Origin of the sequence: Pseudomonas sp. RL_15y_Pfl2_60 (assembly GCF_963970595.1) — a bacterium.
In the GTDB taxonomy this organism is placed as follows: domain Bacteria; phylum Pseudomonadota; class Gammaproteobacteria; order Pseudomonadales; family Pseudomonadaceae; genus Aquipseudomonas.
Genome location: NZ_CAXAOE010000003.1, coordinates 1 through 21418, shown reverse-complemented (window position 1 = coordinate 21418; position 21418 = coordinate 1). Strand labels below are relative to the sequence as shown.

General features: G+C 55.0%; 15 protein-coding genes and 1 pseudogene. 10 read left to right on the top strand and 6 right to left on the bottom strand.

The genetic code is table 11. The annotated features are described in order from the left end of the window. Positions 1–73: 73 nt before the first annotated feature. Positions 74–289 (bottom strand): DUF1127 domain-containing protein, encoded by a 216-nt coding sequence (locus tag AACY26_RS09040; RefSeq protein ID WP_339513163.1) that lies wholly within the window; start codon positions 287–289, stop codon positions 74–76. A 591-nt stretch (positions 290–880) separates the two neighbouring features. On the opposite strand from AACY26_RS09040, the gene AACY26_RS09035 reads away from it, so the two are divergent. Beyond that, positions 881–1432, top strand: a complete 552-nt coding sequence (locus tag AACY26_RS09035; protein ID WP_339513161.1) for a cytochrome P460 family protein — start codon at positions 881–883, stop codon at positions 1430–1432. An 89-nt stretch (positions 1433–1521) separates the two neighbouring features. Here AACY26_RS09035 and AACY26_RS09030 read toward each other — a convergent pair whose 3' ends face one another. The 4 genes from AACY26_RS09030 to AACY26_RS09015 form a co-directional block, all read right to left on the bottom strand. Beyond that, positions 1522–2958, bottom strand: coding sequence for an NAD(P)(+) transhydrogenase (Re/Si-specific) subunit beta (locus AACY26_RS09030; RefSeq protein ID WP_339513159.1), 1437 nt, complete (start codon positions 2956–2958; stop codon positions 1522–1524). Positions 2959–2960: 2 nt separating this feature from the next. Then, positions 2961–3278 (bottom strand): NAD(P) transhydrogenase subunit alpha, encoded by a 318-nt coding sequence (locus AACY26_RS09025; protein ID WP_010488190.1) that lies wholly within the window; start codon positions 3276–3278, stop codon positions 2961–2963. Positions 3279–3290: 12 nt separating this feature from the next. Further along, positions 3291–4412 carry a Re/Si-specific NAD(P)(+) transhydrogenase subunit alpha gene (locus AACY26_RS09020; protein ID WP_339513155.1) on the bottom strand — a complete coding sequence of 374 codons (1122 nt, stop codon included), beginning with the start codon at positions 4410–4412 and terminating at the stop codon, positions 3291–3293. Between the two features lie 535 nt (positions 4413–4947). Continuing rightward, complete coding sequence (locus tag AACY26_RS09015) at positions 4948–5856, bottom strand: LysR family transcriptional regulator (RefSeq protein WP_339513153.1); 909 nt, start codon at positions 5854–5856, stop codon at positions 4948–4950. A 299-nt stretch (positions 5857–6155) separates the two neighbouring features. On the opposite strand from AACY26_RS09015, the gene AACY26_RS09010 reads away from it, so the two are divergent. From AACY26_RS09010 to pelG, 9 genes are all read left to right on the top strand, one after another. Next, positions 6156–7334, top strand: a complete 1179-nt coding sequence (locus tag AACY26_RS09010) for an acyl-CoA dehydrogenase (protein ID WP_339513151.1) — start codon at positions 6156–6158, stop codon at positions 7332–7334. Positions 7335–7420: 86 nt separating this feature from the next. Beyond that, entirely contained in the window at positions 7421–8644 is a 1224-nt protein-coding gene (locus tag AACY26_RS09005; RefSeq protein ID WP_339513149.1) for a CaiB/BaiF CoA transferase family protein, read from the top strand. A 287-nt stretch (positions 8645–8931) separates the two neighbouring features. After that, the gene (locus AACY26_RS09000) at positions 8932–11679 is read left to right on the top strand and encodes an endo alpha-1,4 polygalactosaminidase (protein WP_445261296.1); all 2748 of its coding nucleotides are present in this window, start codon (positions 8932–8934) and stop codon (positions 11677–11679) included. Then, positions 11657–15268 (top strand): tetratricopeptide repeat protein, encoded by a 3612-nt coding sequence (locus AACY26_RS08995; RefSeq protein WP_339513146.1) that lies wholly within the window; start codon positions 11657–11659, stop codon positions 15266–15268. The genes AACY26_RS09000 and AACY26_RS08995 overlap by 23 nt, the downstream gene beginning before the upstream one ends. 27 nt (positions 15269–15295) lie before the next feature. Further along, a complete protein-coding gene (locus AACY26_RS08990) occupies positions 15296–15814 on the top strand; it encodes a hypothetical protein (RefSeq protein WP_010488195.1) in 519 nt (172 codons plus the stop codon). Beyond that, positions 15811–17190: a PelD GGDEF domain-containing protein gene (locus tag AACY26_RS08985; protein WP_339513144.1), complete on the top strand. Its 1380-nt coding sequence runs from the start codon at positions 15811–15813 to the stop codon at positions 17188–17190. The genes AACY26_RS08990 and AACY26_RS08985 overlap by 4 nt, the downstream gene beginning before the upstream one ends. Next, positions 17168–18157 (top strand): HEAT repeat domain-containing protein, encoded by a 990-nt coding sequence (locus AACY26_RS08980; protein ID WP_339513142.1) that lies wholly within the window; start codon positions 17168–17170, stop codon positions 18155–18157. The genes AACY26_RS08985 and AACY26_RS08980 overlap by 23 nt, the downstream gene beginning before the upstream one ends. Next, positions 18154–19683 (top strand): GT4 family glycosyltransferase PelF, encoded by a 1530-nt coding sequence (gene pelF, locus AACY26_RS08975; RefSeq protein ID WP_339513140.1) that lies wholly within the window; start codon positions 18154–18156, stop codon positions 19681–19683. The genes AACY26_RS08980 and pelF overlap by 4 nt, the downstream gene beginning before the upstream one ends. A 1-nt stretch (position 19684) precedes the next feature. Beyond that, positions 19685–21055: an exopolysaccharide Pel transporter PelG gene (gene pelG, locus AACY26_RS08970; protein WP_339513138.1), complete on the top strand. Its 1371-nt coding sequence runs from the start codon at positions 19685–19687 to the stop codon at positions 21053–21055. A gap of 128 nt (positions 21056–21183) precedes the next feature. Here pelG and AACY26_RS08965 read toward each other — a convergent pair. Further along, positions 21184–21418: pseudogene (locus AACY26_RS08965) on the bottom strand (hypothetical protein); the annotation flags it as partial.

Below are 21418 nucleotides of genomic sequence, written 5' to 3'. Positions count from 1 at the left end.
GGGCAGCAAGCTTTCCCTCGGCCACAAAAAAACCGCCAAGCTCAAGCTTTGGCGGTTTTTTATTGGGCTGGAATTAGCGCCAGAAAGGCTTCTTCAGCTCTGTATAGCGCTGGCTTTCCGAAATACCGGCGTCGGCCAGAAGGCGTGCATCAAGACGCGCCAGTTGGCGGCGGCTGACGATGCGGCGCTGCCACAGCAGCAGCGTGGCAGCCATACGCAGCGGAAGGCCGCTGGTAACAGAAGTCGGTTTGGTTTCGAACAACAAGTCGGAACTGAGGGTACGTTCCATGGTGACATCCTTCCGCTTGTGGCGGTGTGAGAGAGTATTTTGCTTGGTACTAATGATCGGTGTTTTGCAAATTGTGCAGTAGTCACAGCTGATCAAAATTGTTGCATTAATAGATAGGATGCTTTGTAACTGTTTCTATGGTTTTTGACAAAACTGTACTGCACATAAGTTATTTGGCCAGGTTGGCTGCTTTTTTGCAGTTGATTCAACTGCTATTCAAACAAAATTCAGGATAAACGTTGCGGTACAGTTGCAAATTGATCGAGTTATTTATCTGACCTGTTTATCAAGTTATATGAATAGTGTTGTCGGTTTTAAGCCGTCTGTACTGGTTGCTTGGCCGGGCGACTGCGTACAGTTTGATCCCTCCCTATCTACGCGCTACAGCCGATTCCTACGCGGCAATAGACAAAATCCCTCGACGTAATTCTAGTGTTCTGCGCCCTGGGGTAGTGACTTTTAAGCAAAACCTGTCGGGCTGCTTGTAATGATCGGGCGCGCTTTGCGTCCCTATCTAGAGATGTCTGCTGTGTTCCTGGCTGGAGTCATGGATACACAGACAGGATGAGGAAAATAGATAAGGAAACAGCCGTGAATACATTAACGAGGTTTACTGGTGCCGCCTTGGTTGCATCCTGTGTGGCGCTTTCGGCGCAGGCCGATGACAGTTTCTCTTCTCAGGTCGATGCCAAAGGCAACATTAGTTTGCCTAAGGATTTTCGGGCGACGATGTCGCATTTGGGCTCTTGGTTCGTGCCTGCTGGCGATGCCAGTGGCTTCCATGATGTCTATTTGGATTCAGACGGCGTCACCGCTTTCCGCAAAACAGGCAAGTTCCCGGATGGCGCGGTAATGGTTAAGGAGTTGCGTCATCCCAAGGTGGGCAACTACACCACGGGCGCAGGTGTGAGCTACGCGGGTGATATCAAGCAAACCTTTGTCTTGGTCAAGGACAGCACCAACCGTTTTGCCGGTAAGAATCCTGCCTGGGGCGATGGCTGGGGTTGGGCGCTGTTCAAGCCTGACAGTGCTGGCAAGAGCGTGGTCACCGATTACAAGATCGATTGCCTGGGTTGCCATTTACCGGCCAAGTCCAAGGACTTTATCTACACTGAAGCCTATCCGACATTGGGTGCCAAATAAGCCCTTGATGGCACCACCTGTACGCAATTAAAAAGGCCCAGGCTGATATCAGCCTGGGCCTTTTGTGCGGCTGGGGAAGGGCTTAACCCTTACTCAACAGCTTTTACCATGTCTTCAATGACTTTCTTGGCATCGCCAAACACCATCATGGTTTTGTCGAGGTAGAACAGCTCATTGTCGAGACCGGCATAGCCGCTGGCCATCGAGCGCTTGTTGACGATGACCGTCTTGGCTTTGTAAGCCTCAAGAATCGGCATGCCAGCGATTGGCGACTTGGGATCGTTTTTCGCCGCAGGGTTGACCACGTCGTTGGCGCCCAGCACCAGCACCACGTCGGTCTGGCCGAACTCGGAGTTGATGTCTTCCATCTCGAACACTTGCTCGTAAGGCACTTCTGCCTCAGCCAGCAACACGTTCATGTGCCCAGGCATGCGCCCGGCAACCGGGTGGATTGCATACTTAACGGTAACGCCGCGATGGGTCAGCTTCTCGGCCAGTTCCATCAGCGCATGTTGGGCGCGGGCAACGGCCAAGCCGTAACCAGGCACAATCACAACGGTGTCGGCGTTGGTCAGCAAGAAGGCGGCATCGTCGCTGGAGCCAGACTTGACCGGCCGTTGCTCTTTGCTACCGGCTGCAGGGCCTGCATCCGCTTCGGCACCGAAGCCACCGAGGATCACGTTGAAGAACGAGCGGTTCATGGCCTTGCACATGATGTACGACAGAATCGCGCCGCTTGAACCGACCAGGGAACCGGCAATGATCAACATCGAGTTGTTCAGCGAGAAACCGATACCGGCCGCAGCCCAGCCCGAGTAGCTGTTGAGCATCGACACCACAACCGGCATGTCTGCACCGCCAATCGGGATGATGATCAACACGCCGATGATAAACGCCAGGATCAGCAGCAGGACGAACGCAGTCAGGCTGCCGGTAAAGGTGAAGTACAGACCCAATACCAGAATGGCGATGCCAACAATCAGGTTGAGCTTGTGCTGGCCACTAAAGGATACCGGTGCGCCTTGAAACAGGCGGAACTTGTACTTGCCTGACAGCTTGCCGAAGGCAATTACCGAGCCCGAGAAGGTCACGGCACCAATGGCTGCACCAAGGAACAGCTCCAGGCGGTTGCCAGCTGGAATGGCGTCGCCCAAGGCGGCAACGATGCCCAGCGACTGGGGTTCAACCACTGCGGCGATTGCAATAAACACCGCAGCCAAGCCGATCATGCTGTGCATGAAGGCAACCAGCTCGGGCATCTTGGTCATTTCAACACGCTTGGCCATGATCGAACCGGCCGTGCCACCGACCAGCAATCCGAGGATTACGTAGCCGATGCCGGGTGTGTCAGCTTCAGCGCTGAGCTTGTACATCAGGCCAACAGTGGTGATGACAGCCAGGCCCATACCGATCATGCCGAACAGGTTACCCCGGCGCGAAGTGGTCGGGTGGGACAGGCCCTTGAGTGCCTGGATAAAACAGACCGAGGCGACCAGGTAGAGAACAGTGATTAAATTCATGCTCATGATCAGTGCTTCTCCGTCGGCGCGGCTGCTTTAGGCGCCTTCTTCTTGAACATTTCGAGCATGCGTCGGGTGACCAAAAAGCCACCGAAGACGTTAACCGCTGCCAGTGCAACGGCCATGGTGCCCATCAGCTTGCCGAACGGGGTAACGGTCAATGCGGCAGCCAGCATGGCGCCGACGATCACGATTGCCGAAATAGCGTTGGTCACCGCCATCAGTGGCGTGTGCAGCGCCGGGGTGACGTTCCAGACCACGTGGTAGCCGACATAAATAGCCAGTACAAAAATGATCAGGTTGTAGATACCGTCGGAAATTTCCATGTCTCTACTCCTTTAACCGTTGCTGCGTACGATTTCACCGTCGCGGCACATTAGGCACGCGGCGACGATGTCGTCTTCAAGGTTGACGTTGAACTGGCCATCTTTGTCGATCACCAGTTTGAGGAAGTCGAGCAGGTTGCGGGCATACAGGGCCGATGCATCCGCTGGCACCAACGCCGCGAGGTTGCTATGGCCGACGATGGTCACACCGTGCTTGATCACCACTTGCTCGGCTTCGGTCAGCGGGCAGTTGCCACCTTGGGCCGCAGCGAGGTCGATGATGACCGAGCCCGGCTTCATTTCCTGCACTGTTGCTTCATGCAGCAAGGTTGGCGCCTTGCGGCCCGGAATCAGTGCTGTGGTAATTACGATGTCAGCCTGTTTGGCGCGCTCGTGTACCGCTTTGGCCTGGCGTTCCATCCAAGAGGCTGGCATTGGCCGGGCATAACCGCCAACGCCTTGTGCGGCATCGCGCTCTTCATCGGTTTCGAATGGCACATCAACGAACTTCGCACCCAGCGACTCGATTTGCTCTTTAACCGCAGGGCGCACATCTGATGCTTCAATCACTGCACCCAGGCGCTTGGCTGTCGCAATAGCCTGCAAGCCTGCAACACCGGCACCGAGGATCAGAATCCGCGCTGCTTTAACGGTACCGGCAGCGGTCATCAGCATCGGCATAAAGCGCGGATAGTGATGAGCGGCCAGCAACACGGCTTTGTAGCCGGCAATGTTGGCTTGCGACGAAAGCACATCAAGGCTCTGCGCGCGCGAGGTGCGCGGCGCTGCTTCGAGGGCAAAGGCAGTAATGCCGCGTGCGTTCATCAGCGCGATGGTTTCATTGCTGAACGGGTTGAGCATACCCACCAGGACAGTGCCGGATTTCATGAGCGCAAGTTCAGCTTCAGATGGAGCGACCACCTTCAGCACAAGTTCAGCGCCAAAGGCATCGCTATCGCTGCCAATGGTTGCGCCGGCAGCTTCATAAGCTGCATCTGTCACGCTGGCACTGATGCCTGCGCCGCTTTGCACTGTTACCTGATGGCCTTGGCCAATCAGCTTCTTGATGGTCTCGGGAGTCGCGGCTACGCGCGTCTCTCCGGCATGGGTTTCGAGAGGAACACCGATGTGCACTTCAAATCTCCTGCGTGATCTTTTTTTGTGAACCCGGACGCTACGTTGGCATGCGGGCGAGGGAGGATCAGCACAATCCCGCTTAAGCATGGCTTCTAGTATTTAGCGGGGTCGGCATTTTGCAGGTGAAGCGCGAGGCCTTCAAGCCGTTCTGTAATAAAACCTTGCAGTAACTACAGGTCACCAGATGACTGATGGGCCATTATTTATAGCTAAGGCCCCGTAATTAGTGACTTTATGGCGTATTTAAGTGGGATTTTATGGGCATGGCGCTCGCTAAATAATTTGCGATTCAGCAGATCAATGGTTGACAGTCTAATCGGAGTTAAAACCACTGATATAGCGCATTAGCGACCTCTACTGTGCAAAAAACGAAACACTTAGAGGCTGTGAGAGGAGGGTGGTCTGTAGCTTGTCTAGATATTGACTACGGGGTCAGCTTACGTGTGCTGCCCTATGATTTTAAAGGCTTTAGCTCGATTGGTCTGGAAGTAGCTCGCGAATTCAACTGCAAAAATCGTTTGGTTGCTGTCATTTATTCCAGTCCAGTGCGTTCAGCATAGTCTTTCGTCTGTTCGACAAGCCAGTCACTCAGTGCTTTCAGGGCAGTGAATTCGGCCTTGCGTTCGGGGATGATCAAAAAATACGCCTTGTCACTCGGATGGCTACAAGGTGACGCAATCACCAGACGGCCTTCGTTAAGCTCGCGTTCGATCAAAAACGGCGGTATCAGGGCAATGCCCATCTCATGGATGGCTGCTTGCGCAAGCATGGAAAAAAGCTCGTAGCGGGGGCCGCTCATGTCGCGTGCGACCGACATGCCTTGGCCATTGAACCACTGCCGCCAACCGTACGGGCGGGTCGTCTGCTGGAGCAGCGGCAGGTTTGCCAGTTCATCGGGCGATAATTGCGGCTGGCCATTGAGTAGTGCCGGACTGCATACCGGCATGGGGTTTTCACGCATCAGCCGGTAGGAGGCGGTACCCGACCAGTCGCCATCACCAAAATAGATAGCGGCGTCAAAGGCGGTGTCGGCAAATAAGAAGGGGCGCGTGCGGTTGGTCAGGTTAACTGTGACTTGCGGGTGCAAGCGTTGAAAGTCCTTAAGCCGCGGTAGCAGCCATTGGGTGCCGAATGTGGGCACCACTGCCAGTTCAATGGTGATCGCACCTTGCTGGCCAATCACCGCCAAGGTGTCGCGTTCGACAGCATCCAGTTGGCTGGCGACGCGGCGTGAATAGGACGCGCCGGCCTCCGTCAGTACGACCCCGCGTCTTGAGCGGCGAAACAGCTCAATGTTAAGAAACTCCTCAAGCCCGGCAATCTGTCGACAGATCGCACTTTGTGTCAGTGCCAGTTCTTGCGCCGCCTTGGTAAAGCTTTGATGGCGGGCAGCTGACTCGAAGGCGATCAGGGCGGCAGTGCTGGGTATTTTTCGGCGCATGGTCGGCTATCCGCTGATGATGACGTCGGTGCATTTATCGGGGGCAATGCCCTGGAAACATGCCATAAAGTTATTCTGTGCAGTCGCGGTATTGATTCGCCATTTGCCGTAGCGCTGCGAATCTGGCTCGCCTGTGTCAAGAGTTTGTGGTGCTCAACGACAAGTTTACGAAGTGAGTATTATGCACAGGTAAGTGCAAAATACTCGTTTGTCTGCTGTGCATTGCGGGTCTAGGATCAATTCACACGATCAATTTGAGGAGCGTCTTGTTGCTCCCGCGCTGAACAGAGGATTACCCGATGGCCAAGGCAAGCTTTAACTGGATTGACCCCCTGCTGCTGGATCAACAGCTCACTGAAGAAGAGCGCATGGTGCGTGATAGCGCCCAGCAGTTTGCCAATGACAAGCTTGCACCGCGGGTGCTTGAGGCTTTTCGTAATGAGCAAACCGACCCGGCCATTTTCCGTGAGATGGGCGAAACCGGCCTGCTCGGCGCCACCATTCCTGAAGCCTACGGCGGCAGTGGTCTCAATTATGTGAGTTATGGCTTGATCGCCCGTGAGGTTGAGCGGATCGATTCGGGCTATCGCTCAATGATGAGTGTGCAGTCGTCCTTGGTGATGGTGCCGATCTACGAGTTTGGTAACGAAGAAACCCGGCAAAAGTACCTGCCCAAGCTGGCCAGTGGCGAATACATCGGCTGCTTTGGCTTGACCGAGCCGAACCATGGTTCGGATCCGGGAGCGATGATCACCCGCGCTCGCGCTGTCGACGGTGGCTATCGCCTGAGCGGCAGTAAAATGTGGATTACCAACAGTCCGATTGCTGATGTCTTCGTGGTGTGGGCCAAGGACGATGCGGGCGAGATTCGCGGTTTTGTCATGGAGAAAGGCTGGGAAGGTCTCACCACCCCGGCGATTCACGGCAAGGTCGGCCTGCGTGCTTCGATCACCGGTGAAATCGTGATGGACAATGTGTTCGTGCCCGAAGTGAATGCCTTTCCGGATGTGCGCGGCCTTAAAGGTCCGTTCACATGCCTTAACTCAGCACGATATGGCATCAGTTGGGGTGCCTTGGGGGCGGCCGAGTTTTGCTGGCACACTGCTCGCCAGTACACCCTGGATCGCCAGCAGTTCGGTCGTCCGCTGGCTGCAACGCAATTGGTGCAGAAGAAACTCGCCGATATGCAGACTGAGATCACCCTGGCACTGCAAGGTTGCCTGCGCTTGGGGCGTATGAAGGATGAAGGCACTGCCGCCGTCGAAATCACATCAATCATGAAGCGCAACAGTTGCGGCAAGTCGCTGGAGATTGCGCGCATGGCGCGTGACATGCTCGGCGGCAACGGCATCAGTGATGAATTTGGTGTAGCTCGGCATCTGGTCAACCTGGAAGTGGTCAACACCTATGAAGGCACCCACGATGTGCATGCGTTGATTCTTGGGCGTGCGCAAACTGGTATCCAGGCGTTCTTCTGATCCATGGTCTGAGGGCAAGGCTGATAAGGTCGCGCCCTCATTAACCGCTGCTTTTGCTGTGCCTTGTCTCAATTTCGGAGTCTGTTATGTCCGGTGCTCTGTCGCATCTGCGTGTTCTTGATCTGTCCCGTGTGCTGGCTGGCCCCTGGGCGGGGCAGATACTCGCTGACCTTGGGGCCGAGGTCATCAAGGTTGAGCGCCCGGGTGTGGGCGACGATACACGTCATTGGGGGCCACCCTTCTTGCAGGATGCGGCCGGCGAAGATACCTCGGAGGCGGCATATTACCTAAGTGCCAATCGCAACAAGCAGTCGGTCACTATCGACTTTACCCAGCCTCGCGGTCAGCAATTGATCCGGGAGTTGGCGGCCAAGTCAGATGTATTGATTGAGAACTTCAAAGTGGGTGGCCTGGCTGCCTATGGCCTGGATTATGCGAGTCTGAAAGCGCTTAACCCACGGCTGATTTACTGCTCCATAACCGGCTTTGGGCAAACCGGCCCGTATGCCAAGCGTGCGGGCTATGACTTTATGATTCAGGGGCTGGGCGGGCTGATGAGCTTGACCGGGCGTGCTGATGATCAGGCGGGTGCCGGGCCGGTGAAAGTTGGGGTGGCGTTGACTGATATTCTTACCGGGCTCTATTCCACCTCGGCAATTCTGGCTGCGCTTGCCAATCGCGGTGAGACGGGTAAGGGGCAGCACATTGATATGGCGCTGCTCGATGTTCAGGTTGCATGCCTGGCCAATCAGGCGATGAACTACCTTGCAACCGGCGCGGCGCCAAAGCGTTTAGGCAATGCTCACCCTAATATCGTGCCCTATCAGGATTTTCCTACGGCGGACGGTGATTTCATCCTGACGGTGGGCAATGACAGGCAGTTCAGAAAATTTTGCGAAGTTGCCGGCAAGCCTGAGTGGGCAGATGACTCGCGCTTTGCAACCAATCAGGCCAGAGTCGCGCACCGAGCCGAGTTGATCCCGTTGATACGCCAGGTCACGGTATTTAAAACAACCGCGCAATGGGTTGGTGATCTAGAGCAGGCAGGGGTTCCCTGTGGGCCGGTCAATGATATTCAGCAGGTGTTTGCTGATCCACAGGTGATCGCACGCCAGTTGCAGATTGAACTGCCCCACGCGTTGGCGGGGGCGGTGCCGCAAGTTGCAAGTCCGATAAGGTTGTCCGAGACGCCGGTGCAGTATCGAAATGCGCCGCCGCTATTGGGTGAGCACACTGAGCAGGTCTTGCAGCGCTGGCTGGGTTTAAGCCTTGCCGATATTGCGGCATTGCGCGAAGGCGCGGTGCTTTAGCGAGATTTTTGAGCTGTCCGGGCTGACAGTCCAAGTAGAATGATCTAGTGTCAATATAGTGGCGCTGGATTCTTGGGCGGCACCTTAGACAACAAATTTATAATTTAATTTCACGCATGTGAAAATACCGCCTAGTCTTATTCCTTTTATATATACGGATAACTCCTACAGGGCTGTAGATGATTAGATTTTGCAGTATTCGATCCGCAGTCGTTTTGACCTCCTCATTCTTTTCATCACTGCTTCGCTCGACTCTCACACTGATTGCCAAGTTTCGGCATTTGTTCATGTGCTGTTGCTTGCTGTGTTCAGGCATGGCGCTCGCCCAGCCGCAAGCGCCTAAAAGCGTGGTTTTCTGGTATGCGGTTTCGCCTCCACTGGCCGAGCTTTCACAGTTCGACTGGAGCGTGGTGGAGCCCGCACACCTGAGCGTTAAGGATGTTCAATACCTGCGTGATCAGGGCTCCCAGCCTTTTGCCTATCTTTCCGTGGGCGAATTCGATGGCGATCTGAGTCAAGTACAAAACCAAGGTTTGCAAACCGGTGCCAGCCCAACGCGCAACGATGCTTGGCAAAGCCAGGTCATGCGACTGAGTTCCGATGTCTGGCGTAATCACCTGCTGCAACGGGCAAAAGCGCTCAAAGCCCAAGGCTATAGCGGACTGTTTCTCGACACCCTTGATAGTTTCCAGCTGCTGCCCAAGGATCAACAAGAGGCGGAGCGCGTTGCCTTGCGCGACTTTCTCAAGCAGTTGGCCAAGCAAGAGCCTGACCTCAAGCTGTTTTTCAACCGCGGTTTTGAAGTACTCCCCGAGCTGCCTGGTGTAGCGGCTGCTGTTGCTGTTGAATCAATCCACGCGGGTTGGAATCCATCCAAGCGCAGTTACCGTGAAGTCCCGGCCAGTGATCGAGAGTGGCTTGAAGGCCACCTCAAACCACTGCGTGAGCAGGGGGTACCGCTTGTAGCGATTGATTATCTGCCTGCCGAGCGCCGGGTTGAGGCACGCAAGCTGGCCAAGCAACTGCAAAGCGAAGGTTTTATCCCTTTCGTGACAATGCCCGACCTTAACTACCTGGGCATTAGTTCGATTGAAGTAAAGCCACGCAGAATCGCGCTGATATATGACTTGCGTGAAGGAGCGCTTTATCGGGCAACGGGCTTCAATGTGCTCGGCGGGCTGCTTGAGTACCTGGGCTATCGTGTCGACTACTTTGCTGCCGACGAGTTGCCTGAAACGCCATCTGCAGGCCTCTATGCCGGGATTATCACCTGGATGAACACCGGGCCACCGCTAGACGCGGGTGTATTCAACAAGTGGATTAACCAGCGCCTTGATGAGCAGGTTCCACTGGCTATTTTCAAGGGGCTGCCGATTTCCGATCCGCAGCTTTTGCGCCGTCTTGGCTTGCAGCTAAATACTGTGGATTTAAGCAAGAATGCCAAAATCACAAGCTTCGATAAAACCCTGTTGGGCAGCTTTGAGGCGCCGTTGAAGATGCGCACGCGTGAGTTTTCCGCCGTGACTGCACTGGCGAATGGCCCCAAGCCTGCGATAACAGTCGTTGATGAAGGCGAGTCCTATAACCCGGTAGCGCTAGGTGACTGGGGCGGCATTGCTCTGAGCCCGTTCGTGCACGAAACCATTCCTGATCAAATGCGCTGGATTGTTGATCCCTTTGCCTTTTTACAGCGCGCCTTGAAGCTGGAAACCATGCCGCGACCTGACGTGACCACGGAAAATGGCCGGCGTGTGGCGACTGTGCACATCGATGGCGATGGTTTTGTATCGCGCGCCGAAGTGCCGGGCAGTCCTTATGCCGGGACTGAAGTGCTTAACAGCTTTATCAAGCCCCATGACTTTTTAACCTCGGTTTCGGTTATCGAGGGTGAAGTCGGGCCAAAGGGCATGTACCCGCACCTGTCGGCCGAGCTGGAACCGATTGCACGCAAGATCTTTGCCGAAGACAAAGTTGAAGTGGCCACGCACACCTTCAGCCATCCGTTTTTCTGGCGGCCAGAGGAGGCTAGCCAGAGTGAGGACTTTGAGCCTGAATATGGCTTTATGATGCAGATTCCGGGGTACAAGAAGATTGACTTCAAGCGTGAGGTGATCGGTTCCACGGACTACATCAATCAGCGGCTGACCACGCCTGATAAGCCGGTGAAAATGATTTTCTGGTCCGGTGATGCCATCCCTGATGCTGCCACCATTAAGCTGGCGTATGACAAGGGGTTGGCCAACGTTAATGGTGGCAACACTGCGTTGACCAATGCATTTCCTTCGGTGACCAATCTCTACCCGTTGATCAAACCCAGCGCCGGTGGCGTGCAGTTTTACGCGCCAGTTATCAACGAGAACGTCTACACCAACCTTTGGCATGGCCCGTACTACGGTTTCCGTGATGTTATGCAAACCTTTGCCTTGACTGACAAGCCAAGGCGCTTGCGTGGATTGCACCTGTACTATCACTTCTATTCAGGAACCAAGCAGGCCTCGATCAAGGTCATGGGCGAGATCTACCGATCGATGCAGGCCGAGCATCCTATATCGCTGTGGATGAGTGATTACATTCCGCGCATGCGTGGCTTGTATGAAGCCAGCATGGCCCAGCGTGCTGATGGCGCTTGGCAATTTCGCGGACTGAACAAGCTGCGCACCGTGCGCATTGATCCGGCAATGGGTTGGCCTGATTTGGGCGCGTCTAAAGACGTTGCCGGGGTCAGGGATTTGCCGCAAGGACGCTATGTGCATTTCAGTAGCGATTTCCCCGTCCTGGCATTGCGCAAGACGCGCGACCCTCGCCCCGCACTCGAACAGGCCAATATCCCGCTGACTGGCTGGGTCTACCAGAGTGACAAGAAGGTGCGAGTGTCATTCGCCGGACAATTTCCATTGCAATTCAGCGTTCGTGCCAGCACAGCGTGTTCACTTGACTACGCGGGTAAGCGTTATGTTGCCAAGGCGGTTGATGGCCTTTGGCAGTTCAATATCGATAAAACACAGGTGAACGATGCGCAGTTCACCTGTCGTTAAAAAGACCCGCCTGCTTAGCCCATGGATTCTCCTGCTGATCGCCATATTGGTCGGCACGCTTTTAGTTGTCAGTTTCTCGGGTAAAGATGCATTTTTGCCGGATGATAATAAGCCTGATGCGGTCTCGGTAAATTACGCAGAGTTATTGCTCAAGGCTGACCCTGAAAACCAGGAGCTACGCGAGAAACTCATCGGGCAACTCATCGAGTTGGGCAGCTATGACGCTGCGCGCCGGCACGTCAATGAGTTGCCGGTGACGGCCCCAGATCTCAAGGGTTTCTTCGAGTTGGAGCTGGATACCCTCGAGGCACTGGCCAAAACCGAGGGCGTTGATGCGGCAACAAAGGCTGTATTGGCTGCACGAATAGAGGCTTTGCCACGCACAAAACTTAGCGATGAACAGCTTAAACGTGAGGCCAGTTACGCCCTTGCGTTAGGCGCGCCTGGCGTTGCAGCTCCGATCTATGATGAGTTGGCAGTGCGTCAGCCGGAGAAGAAGGCTCAGTGGTTAGGTCTGGCTGCGAAATGGTTTATGGCAGGCTCGGAGCCGGGGCGCGCTGCTGAGGTATACAAGCTGCTGCTTGATGATGAAAAAGACCCACAAAAGCGCCTCGACCTGATCTACCAAACGGTGTTGGCCCTGCGGGGCGCCAATCAAGAAGATGCGGCTGCGGTTTTTCTCAGTGAGCACGTGGACGCGCTAAGTGGCCACGACTCAGCATTACTGGATGAAGGCTTCCAAGCGGCCTTGGGCAGCAATCGATATGACCTAGCCGAGCAGTTTGTCACCCTGTGGCGTAAGCAGGAGCCCAATGACAAGCGCGCAATCAAGGCTGAGTTTGATTTGCATATGGCCTCGGGCAACATCGCCGCTGCCTGGCCATTGGGTCAATTGTTGGTCGCTGAAGACCCAGAGAATCCAGAGTTACTGTCGACCATGGGTAAGCTGGGTGAGTGGGTCGGGCAATCGATTGGTGCGCTCGACTACTGGGAACGCCTGCTGGCGCTGAACGAAGACCCGGCAGTTCGTGAGCACGCGTGGCGTTTGGCAGCTCAGTTATTTGAGTTCGACCGTGCAATCCCCTTGTTGGTTGAGCTGGGTGATATGCGCGAACTGACCCCGGTTGAGCTCGACTCGCTGGTGTACAGCTATGAGTCCTTGGGTGAGCCCGAAGAAGAGGAACAATGGTTGCGCCGCTATACAAAGGCGCATCCCGGCCAGGAACTTGGCTGGTTGCGGTTGCAGCAATTGCTTGAGCGGACCCAGCAATTCAAGGCAGAAACTCAAATATGGGCGCAACTGGATAAGCGCTTCGGAATATCGACCAGTGAGCGCATCAGTTGGGCCCAGGCCCATTGGAAGCTCTTCGACGAGCAAACGGCCTGGCAGGTTATTACAGCTAAGAATGCTCGTGCCGAGAAGATTACCGACCCCGAATACTGGCGGCTAAGGGCTGAGCTGGCATGGGTGACGGCCAATGATCAGGATGCCCAGTATGCGTTTGAGCAACTCTTGGCCCTCAACGAAACGCTGTATAGCTCCGATCGTGAACAGTTACTGAGCATTTATCAAAAGGTCGACCCGGTAAAAGCCTTGGCCTTGGTAGTGTCTTTCTGGAATGAACGGCACAGGCCTGAACGATTGGCCAGTGCCTTGGATCTAGCCGAAGGACTCGGCGACTGGGAGCAGTATGCAGCGTTAGTTGCCAGCGCCGAAAAAGTGCCAGGCACCGAGAACCTTCCAGTGCTGTGGAATGCTCGGGCTCAATTGGCTATTCGCGCAGGTGATGTAGCCAAAGCTGAGCGTATTTATGCACAGGCACTCAAACGCTTTCCAACCCAGAATATCTACCGCGAACAGCTACTTTGGCTCTACATCGACCAAGGGCGACATGAAGATATCAAGCGGGCGCTAAGCAAGTGGCAATCGATCGCGCGGGCTGACGGCATCATGTGGTTGCCTTTTGCCAGTGGCAATTTAATGCTCAATCGAACCCAGCGTGCGCTGGCTTGGCTAAAGCTCTATCTACAGGCCAATCCGGATGACATGCTGGCCAACGCAAGCTATGCCGATGCGCTCGAAGCTTCGGGTTATCAGGAGGCAGCCTTGCGCCTGCGCAGTAAGCTGCTCAAGGAGATGCAGGCACAAGCCCTGCCAGCAGATCCGGATACATTACGCACTTACTTGCGCCTGCTCGCCAGTGCTCAGTCGCAGCATGCCGCATCGGCTCAAGCTACCCGATTGGCGGGTGATTCCAAGGCAATGCTGCAACTCTGGTTCGAGCAATATACCGCCCAGCTCAGCGCGAACGGTCAGGCTGATATTAATGGCCAGTGGCTGGCGTGGGCAGGAGGTCAGGGCTTGAAGGTTGAGCGTTATGAGCAGCTCAGCGAAGCGCTGCGCACTTTGAACCGTACGCGCCTGCAAGCCGAACTGAACAAAGGCGGCCTGGATCCATTGCAGGAAACTGAAGTACTTGCGGCGTTAGGCATGGACGGCCAGGCCCATGCTTATGCGCTGAGCCATCTTTCCGATCAATATCCTGATGCCGTGGGCAATCAGCTTCGCGAGATGCTGGCCGGCGTCATAGAAGGTACACCGCAAGGTGCGCAGTTGGGCTGGCAGAGTGAAGATTTTGGCGGGCTCAAGTTGCAAGGTGCCCGTGCAGCGATTGCCCGTAATATCAATGATGACTGGTATGCGCGGCTTGATTTATTCGACGGCCGTTACGACTCGGATAGTCTCGATGAAAGCGTTATTGGTAATGAGCGCAATGCCGAGCTGCAATTGCAGCGGACAATGGACAACGGCGTACTCGGCTTCGAGCTGGATGGAAGCTGGCGCGACGATGAGGATCGTTATGGTTTCGGCCTGTTCCGCACCTTGCAGCTGACTTCGCGTGATTTGCTGCGCGTCGATCTGGACGTTCATCGCGAGGCTGATGAAAGTGGTCTGCTGCGCGCATTGGGCATGCGTGATGGCCTGACTCTGGGCGGACAACACAACCTGACGGCACGGGATCAGATTGCCTGGTCCATAGGCCAACAGTATTACCAGACCCGTCAAGGCGATGACATCGGCTCGGGTCAGAAATACAACCTGGAATACAACCACACGTTGTTTTTTGCCGGCCCGGCCTGGGTGTTGCGCACGGGCGTGGATTATCAGACCAACAGCCTGGAAAACACCTTGCCAGACGATCTGCTAACGCGCCAGGAAGTGGTAAATGACAATGGGGATGACTTCTTTGTGCCCTTAGGTGGGGCCTTGTCTGTGGATGGGGCGACGCCTGAAACCCTTCTTGAAGAACGTTATGGCCAGCTTTACTTCGGCACCAGTTGGCAGCGCGGTCTGCCCGGCTCACTGAATCGCAGTCACCCGCAATACACCTGGTTCGTGGATATGCAGGCAGGCTGGCAGTGGGTTGAACAAGAGGTTAATTACGCCTTCAGCACCGGTTTGGGCATGGAAGTGGTCGGTGATGATGAGCTGGCGTTTTCCATGGGTTATCAATCGGCTCCGCAAAATGGCGATGGTGAGCCGGGCGGCACCGCAGCAATTACTTACAGCACCCGATTTGGGCGTTGAAAACAGGTTTAAATGGAGGAACTGACAATGTTGAGTATTCGAAAGCTGGCCTTGTTGGCCGTTGTTGTCGCGGTAGCGGGTTGTTCAAGTTTCACCACGCCTGATGGCCAGGTGTTTCCGCGGGCAGCGCAGTGGGGCGTCCTGCCTCTGGTCAACTATTCGCAAGCACCTCAAGCGGGTCAGCGCAGTGAGCAGATTTTGCTCAGCGTGTTGAACGAAGAGGGGCTGCATCCTCGTTTGTATCCGGCGAGCACGCAAAGTGAGTTGCCGCTGCTCGATGACCGCGCGCGTCTTGACGAGGCGCTTAACTGGGCCCGTAAAGAAGGCCTGGATTATGTCATCAGCGGCAGCGTTGAAGAGTGGCAGTACAAAAGTGGTCTTGATGGCGAGCCCGCTGTAGGCCTGAGCCTTCAGGTTATCGAGCCTGCAACCGGTCGTGTGCTCTGGAGCAACAGCGGTGCTCGCGCGGGCTGGTCACGCGAAAGCCTGGCTGGCACCACCCAAAAAGTCCTGCGTGAGCTGGTCGGCGAATTACAGGTTGAATGATGGCAACTGAGTCTGCTCACAAGGACTTTGCCCTGGCGCCTCGCGCCAGTGGTCATGTCTCCTGGGTCGAAACCCTGTTAATCAGCGTGGTTGCGGTTGCGCTTGGTTATTGGTTGTCACCGGCTGATCCGTTGTTGGTGCACGGCTCGTTTCCATGGCTGATTCTGGCGCCATTGCTGATGGCGATTCGTTACGGCTTTATGCGTGGCTTGATCAGTGCGCTGATTATTGTCGCCGCGCTCTTTGCTTATCGCGCCAGTGACCTGGGCTTGTATCAGGAGCTGCCGGTATCATTTATCGTGGGTGTGCTCATCAGCGCGATGCTGATTGGCGAGTTTCGCGATATCTGGGAACGACGCCTGGAGCGGCTTGATCTGGCCAATGAGTATCGTCAGTTGCGGCTTGATGAGTTCACCCGGGCTCATTACATCCTGCGCATTTCCCATGATCGCCTGGAAAAGCGTGTTGCCGGAAATGACCAGAGCTTACGCAGTTCTCTTCTGGGGCTACGGGCAAAAATGCGTGAATTGCCGCGCGAAAGCGTGGGGATCTCGGTATTGGCCGAATCCATCCTGACCTTGCTCGCGCAATATGGCTCATTTCGTGTGGCCAGCCTGCATAGGGTCAATGACAGTAAAACCGTGGTGCTCGAGCCACTGAGCAGCATGGGTGAAGTGCGCCCCATGCTGGCCGATGATCTACTGGTCAAGCGATGCCTGGCGCAAGGCCAGTTGGTCAGTGTACGTGAAGAGTTGATGGAGCGTGGGGAGCATCGCCAGCATTCGCAGTACCAAGTCTGTATTCCGCTGATGGATACCGAGGGGCGGATTTTGGCCTTGCTGGCGGTTGAGCAGATGCCTTTCTTCTCTTTTACCCAGCGCGTGCTGAGCTTGCTGATGATCCTGTGTGGACACATTGCTGACTTGCTGCAAACCGATGCGCAAACCTTGCAGCTTACTGATATGGATGCACAGGATTTCAGCTTGCAGCTCAAGCGTTCGATCAATGATGCTGTCGAGCACGACCTTGAGGCGCACATCTTTGTTATCGAGGCCAGTCCGAGTGAGCATCACGCTGCGTTGTTGCGCCTGATCCAAGACAGTCGGCGCGGTCTGGATGTGCAGTTGCTGGTGACTAACGAGCGCGGCAACGAGTGTGTGCTGGTGCTGTTGCCGCTGACATCTGCAGATGGCGGCCAAGGCTACCTGACACGGCTCAATAATATTATTCATGAGCGCTTTGGTCTGGATCAGAGCTTCGAGTCTCTGGGGCTGCAGGTTCGCGAGTTCGATCTCGACGGCCAGGGCGGAAGTGAAGGCTTGCGGCGTTTTATGTTCAACGAGTGTGGGATCAATGATCAGCAAGTGGCTATTTAGCGGGGCGGCGTTTTTCGAGCTGAGCAGTTTTGCTGCTTTGCTCGATAACTTATCCACGGTCGAGGCCACGCTGCTGTATGTCTCTGCCCATGGTTTGGCAAGTGTGATGCTCAGCGCAGGCGTGTGGTTATTGCTGCCGCGTCGTTACAAATTTCCAGTGCCCTGGAGTCCGCTGGTGCTATTTAGCCTGGCTTTCTTCATCCCTATCCTTGGTACCTTGGGTGTGATCCTCGCGGTATTCCCAGCGCTTTATTTGCCTCGTCGACCAAAGCCGCTGGTATGGAACTCAATGGATGTGCCAGAGCTGCCGTTCCGCGCCCAAGAGCTTGGTCGTGATTTGATGTTCAACGATGGCGGTCTGCAGGATGTGTTGCGCCATGCGCCTAGTCCTGAGCGCCGCACCATGGCTCTGATGGCCACGCGCCGAATGAATGGCAAAGACTCTATTCCTATTCTCAAGCTGGCATTGCGTGACCCGGCCGACGATGTGCGTTTGCTGGCGTACTCGATGCTTGATCAGCAAGAAAGCCAGATCAACCAGCGAATAGAGAAAACCCTCAATCAACTGCAAGCAGCACCCCAGGCGCAACATTCGGCCCTGCATTCGACCTTGGCGCGCTGGTACTGGGAGCTGGCCTATATGGGCTTGGCGCAAGGCAGTGTGCTTGAGCATGTACTCAATCAGGCGCGTGAGCATGTCGAGCATGGCCTGAGTCTTGGCGCGGGCGATGACATGCACCTGTTGGCGGCACGCATTGCCATGGAGCAAGGTCTGCTGGACGAGGCGCGGGATCATCTATTGGCGGCCAAGGCTGCCGGGCTTGCGCAAGAAAAAATTGCCCCGTTCAAGGCTGAGATTGCTTTCCTTCAAGGGCGTTATGACGAAGTACCCCTGTACTTGTCCCAGCTGTCTAGCGAAGCCTTGGCGCGCCCACCTTTTGGCGCGCTGGCGAGATATTGGTTATGACGACTAAACCGCTGAGTACTGCGCCAATTGCCGATGTATGCCTACTGCTTGAAGGGACTTGGCCCTATGTGCGCGGAGGGGTTTCCAGTTGGGTGAATCAACTGATCCTTGGCTTGCCTGAGTTGACCTTCTCGGTGTTCTTCATCGGTGGCCAACAAAGCGCTTACACCAAGCGCCAATATGCTATTCCGCCAAATGTGGTGCATATAGAAGAGCATTTTCTGGAAAGTTCTTGGACGGCTGGGCGTGCCGTTATGTCGGCCAAACGTGAAGGGCCAAGAGCCGAGATCAATGCGCTGCACGAGTTTTTCCATCACCCGACTGAACCGCTCGCCGAGCAAGGCGAACAGGTGCTTGAGATTCTCGCTGCAGGTGATGTGACACTAGACGATGTGCTGCACAGCCGCGCCAGTTGGGATGCCGTGACAGAAGGCTACACCAACCATTGCAGCGATCCTTCATTCGTCAATTATTTCTGGACGCTGCGCACCATGCAGGCGCCGTTGATGATGCTGTGTGAAGCAGCAATGCGCATGCCGCGTGCTCGTGCGTTGCACTCAATCTCTACGGGTTATGCAGGGTTGCTGGGCAGCATCTTGCAGTCGCGCTGGAATTGCGCCTATGTATTGAGTGAGCACGGTATATACACCAAGGAACGCAAGATCGATCTGGCGCAGGCCAGTTGGATCTCCGACAGCCCGGATGAAGCCTTGAAAACAGGCATCGATTCCGAGGTCAATTACGTTCGACGTTTATGGATCCGGTTCTTTGAGCGTATTGGCTTGCTGGCATACCGCTCTGCCAATCCTATTACGGCCTTATATGAAGGCAATCGCCAGCGCCAACTGGCCGATGGCGCCGATCCGCAGCGAGCACGGGTTATCCCCAACGGTATCGCCATGGAGGTATGGAGCAATGCCATCGAACAGCGCTCGGCTGGTATCCCGCCAATAGTGGGTTTGATTGGACGGGTTGTGCCGATCAAGGACGTCAAGACCTTCATCCGCGCCATGCGTGGCGTGGTCAGTGCCATACCCGAAGCCGAAGGCTGGATTGTGGGGCCAGAGGAAGAAGATCCGGATTACGCCAGCGAATGCCATAGCTTGGTGGTCAGCCTGGGCTTGCAAGACAAAGTGAAGTTCCTGGGGTATCGCAATATCCGCGAACTGCTGCCAGAACTGGGCATGATGGTCCTGACATCAATCAGTGAGGCCCAGCCATTGGTGATTCTTGAGGCTTGGGCGGCGGGAACACCTGTTGTCAGTAGCGATGTGGGTTCTTGCCGAGAAATGATTGAGGGGGTTGAGGGGGAAGACCGGGCATTAGGCAATGCCGGAGAGGTGGTGGCCATTGCCGATCCTCAGGCGACATCGCGGGCTATTGTCAGTCTGCTTACTGATTCAAACCGTTGGCACGAGGCCCAGGCTGTTGGCTTGAAACGGGTCAACACCTACTACACAGAGACACTGATGCTGCAGCGCTACCGCACACTTTATCGCGATGCTATTGCCATGGAGGCCCAATAAAATGGCTGGCATTGGTTTTGAACTGCGCAAGATTCTCTCGCGAGACTCTTATACCTCGACATTGCGTGCTTATGTTTACGCGGGGTTGATCGGCTCCGGTCCATGGGTGCTGTCGATCCTGAGCGTGATGATGATCGGCGTGCTTAGCCTGGGTATCGTGGTCCCCGAATTGCTCATCAGGCAGTTCCTTATCACCGTAACCTACCTGATGGCCTGTTCACTGATCATCACTGGCGGCTTGCAGTTGATGTTTACCCGCTTTATCTCCGATCGTTTGTTTGAAAAGGCCAATGACAGAATTCTGCCTAACCTGGTGGGCATGTTATTGGTGGTCACTATAGGTGCAGGCTTTCTGGGCTTTGTGCTACTGGCGACCATGTTCGATGAGTCGTTCACCTACCGCCTGCTGGTGGTGTCGAACTTCGTTGTGCTGTGCAACTTGTGGCTGGTAATCACCTTCCTGTCAGGGATGAAGGCCTACAACCGGATCCTGCTGGTGATGCTGGCGGGCTATTCATTGATGGTGCTCTGTGCCCTGTTGTTGCGCTTCCTGAAAATGGAGGGCTTATTGCTGGCCTTCCTCATCGGTCACGCCAGTCTGCTCTTTATGTACCTGTTCGATATTCTGCGTGAGTACCCGGCTAAACAGTTGGTCGCCTTTGATTTCTTTAAGCGCCAGCAAGTGTTTTACAGCCTGCTGATTACAGGGCTTTGCTACAACCTCGGGGTGTGGATAGACAAGTTCATCTTTTGGTACACCCCCGCGACCTCAAGCCAGGTTATCGGACCATTACGCGCCTCGATTCTTTATGACTTGCCGATCTTCCTCGCTTACTTGGCGATTATTCCCGGTATGGCGGTGTTCCTGGTGCGGATTGAAACTGATTTTGCCGAATGGAACGAGCGCTTGTATGTGGCCATCCGCGGAGGCGAGACGCTGCAGCATATTGGCCAGCTAAAAGAGCAGATGATTCTATCTATCCGCCAAGGTCTGCTGGAGATCTGCAAGGTGCAGGGCGTCACGGTGACATTGCTGTTCTTGTTGGCGCCGCAACTGCTTGAGTGGTTGGGCATGTCCAGCCACTACCTGCCGTTGTTCTACATCGATCTGATCGGGGTAAGCATCCAGGTGGTATTCATGGCCTTGCTTAACGTCTTCTTCTATCTAGACAAGCGCGCCATTGTGCTGGAGTTGTGCATCCTGTTTGTCGTGCTCAACGCCGCGTTGACCATATTAAGCATCTATATGGGGCCGAGCTTCTTCGGCTACGGATTCACTCTATCCTTGCTGGTCTGTGTACTGTTGGCCTTAGGCCGCTTATCAAGCTCGCTGGATGATCTGGAGTATGAAACCTTCATGCTCAGCCGTTAATACGCGGGTTTGAAGGTTTTTTGGATTAGATTCAAATAAACCCTTGACGGCAAATCTGAGGTGCCTATAATGCGCACCTCTTCCGGCGTAGACCTCTCGGAAAACCTCTTGTAAAACAAGAAGTTAGCTTAAAAAGAGGGGTTGCAAAACAGTGAAAGCTGTGTAGAATGCGCCGGGCTCTGAAGGGTGCTTTGAATAGCCTTTGGAGTGATCGCTTCGGTGATCGGAAGCGGTAGAAAAGAGGTGTTGACAGCGGTTTTGAACGCTGTAGAATGCGCCTCCCGCTGACGAGAAGCTGGTTTGATCGGAAGCGCAAGTGGTTGAGTAGAAACGGTTTTCTTCGGAAAAGAACTTCGAAAAACA